This window comes from Curtobacterium sp. B8, assembly GCF_000333315.1.
Classification (GTDB): Bacteria; Actinomycetota; Actinomycetes; order Actinomycetales; family Microbacteriaceae; genus Curtobacterium; species Curtobacterium luteum.
Map to the genome: position 1 here is coordinate 1 of NZ_BACW01000402.1, position 2,615 is coordinate 2,615.

Here is a 2,615-nt window from a genome sequence, read left to right on the forward strand (position 1 = left end):
GCGGATCGCAGTCGTCGCGCCCGCCGGCGTCGAGGTCGACCCGACCCGCGCGTCGGTGGTCGCCGAGACGGCCGCGACCGTCCGGGACCTCGTCAACACCGCCGCCGGCGACCTCGGCCCCGCGGACGTGGCGGACGTGGCGGTCGCGCAGGCGGATGGTCTCCCCCTCACCGTCGAGGTGCTCGACGAGCACGAGCTCGAGGCGCAGGGCTTCGGCGGGATCGCCGGGGTCGGTCGCGGGTCGGTCCGCCCCCCGCGGCTCGTGGTCGTCCGGTACGCGCCCGAGTCCGCGACCAAGCACCTCGCCCTCGTCGGCAAGGGCATCACGCTTCGGGGCCGAGCCGCCCGCACCGGTCTCGAACAGGCCGCCGCCGCCGAGGAGCGGGACCACGGAGAGCATCTTCGCCGAGGTGCCGAGCTCCATGATGGGGAACAGGTCCGTGAGGTAGTCGCGGAGCACGTTGCCGGTGACCGAGATGGTGTCCTCGCCACGGCGGATGCGCTCGAGCGAGAAGGCCATGGCGTCCTCGGGCGACTCGATCTCGATCTGCAGCCCGTCGGTGTCGTGCTCGGCGAGGTACGTGCGGACCAGGCCGATCAGGTTGGCGTCGTGCGCACGGGTCTCGTCGAGCCAGAACACCGCCGGCGTCGCCGAGGCGCGGGCGCGGGTCACGGCGAGCTTCACCCAGTCGCGGATCGCCACGTCCTTGGTCTGGCAGGCACGCCAGATGTCGCCGGCCTCGACCTCGTGCTCGATGACGGTCTCGCCGCCGCTCGTCACGACGCGGACACGGCCGGCCCCGGGCACCTCGAAGGTCTTGTCGTGCGAGCCGTACTCCTCGGCCTTCTGCGCCATGAGGCCGACGTTCGGCACGGAGCCCATCGTGGCCGGGTCGAAGGCGCCGTTCGCGCGGCAGTCCTCGATCACGGTCTGGTAGATGCCGGCGTAGCTCGAGTCCGGGATCACCGCGAGGGTGTCGTGCTCCTCGCCGTCCGGGCCCCACATGTGGCCGGAGGTGCGGATCATCGCCGGCATCGACGCGTCGACGATGACGTCGCTCGGGACGTGCAGGTTCGTGATGCCCTTGTCGGAGTCGACCATCGCGAGCTCGGGGCCAGCGTCGAGGCCCTCGTCGAAGGCCCGCTTGATCTCCGCACCGTTCGGCACGGCGTCGAGTCCGGCGAGGACCGAGCCGAGACCGTCGTTCGGGTTGAGCCCGGCGGCGGCGAGGTCGGCGCCGAACCGCTCGAACACGGTCGGGAAGAACGCGCGGATGACGTGGCCGAAGATGATCGGGTCGGAGACCTTCATCATCGTGGCCTTGAGGTGCACGGAGAACAGGACGCCCTGCTCCTGCGCGGCGGCGATCTGGTCCTTCAGGAAGGCCTCGAGCGCGCGGACGTGCAGGACGGTGCCGTCGACGACCTCGCCCTGCAGGACGGGGATCGACTGCTTGAGCACCGTGGTGTCGCCGTCGGCCGCCACGAACTCGATGGTCAGGGTGTCGTCCGCGGGGGCGATCCAGGACTGCTCGTTCGACCGGAAGTCGTCCTTGCCCATCGTCACGACGTTCGTCTTCGAGTCGTGGCTCCAGGCACCCATGCGGTGCGGGTGCTTCTTGGCGTAGTTCTTCACCGAGAGCGGTGCGCGGCGGTCCGAGTTGCCCTCGCGGAGCACGGGGTTCACCGCACTGCCCTTGACGCGGTCGTAGCGGGCGCGGACGTCGCGCTCCTCGTCGGTCGTGGGCTCGTCCGGGTAGGCGGGCAGGTCGTAACCCTGCGACCGCAGTTCCGCGATCGCCGCCTTGAGCTGCGGGATCGATGCCGAGATGTTCGGCAGCTTGATGATGTTCGCCTCGGGGGTCTTCGCGAGCTCACCGAGTTCGGTGAGGGCATCGTCCAGGCGCTGCTCGTCGGTGAGCCGCTCCGGGAACTGCGCGATGATCCGGCCGGAGAGCGAGATGTCGCGGGTCTCCACGTCGACACCGGCGGTGCCGGCGAACGCCTGGATGATCGGGAGGAAGGAGTGGGTCGCCAGGAACGGCGCCTCGTCCGTGAGCGTGTAGATGATCTTGGCCATGCTGGCGGGTGCTCCCTTGTTCATGCCGTCGGTAGGCCCCACGCTACTCGCTGGCGCGAGATGTCTCGACGTCAAGACACCTTGTCGGGTCACCTCCCAGCGAACGCACCTGGGACGCTCTGGAGGCACACCGCCGTCTCATGGACGGCACGCGTGGACTGGTCTCCCGCGGCTCCCCAGGCCGCGGTGGGAGGAGCAGGCCATGACGACACGACGACAGACCCCCGAGGACTTCGGGTGGACCGCCGAGGACCTCCGCTCCGCCTACGCGGTGGACGGCAGCGGGCCGTACCGCTACGCCCCCGACGGCTCCGGGCCCTTCTCGTACGACGTCGACGGATCGGGTCCGTGGCTCGTCGGCCCGGAGCCGGCGCGGGGGCTCGCCCGGTTCGCACCCCGCCAGCGCGGGGCCCGGTCGCGCCTGCGTCGGATGGGGACCGCCTGCGCCGCGGGTGCCCTCGCCCTCGTGCTCGCGGTCGGGAGCGTCGCGGCCGTCGCGCACGCCGCTCCGGCACAGCACCGGGGGACGGTCCGC

1 protein-coding gene and 2 pseudogenes are annotated in these 2,615 nt (G+C 71.2%); 2 read left to right on the top strand and 1 reads right to left on the bottom strand.

The window, feature by feature from the left end:
* Positions 1-136 precede the first annotated feature (136 nt).
* Positions 137-268, top strand: a pseudogene (locus tag I59_RS23465) (hypothetical protein); the annotation flags it as partial.
* A gap of 60 nt (positions 269-328) precedes the next feature.
* Here the strand turns inward: I59_RS23465 and I59_RS10300 are convergent.
* A pseudogene (locus tag I59_RS10300) lies at positions 329-2,080 on the bottom strand (NADP-dependent isocitrate dehydrogenase); the annotation flags it as partial.
* 202 nt (positions 2,081-2,282) lie between these two features.
* On the opposite strand from I59_RS10300, the gene I59_RS10305 reads away from it, so the two are divergent.
* Positions 2,283-2,615 (top strand): hypothetical protein (locus I59_RS10305; protein ID WP_031273585.1); only part of this gene is annotated, 333 nt, incomplete at its 3' end.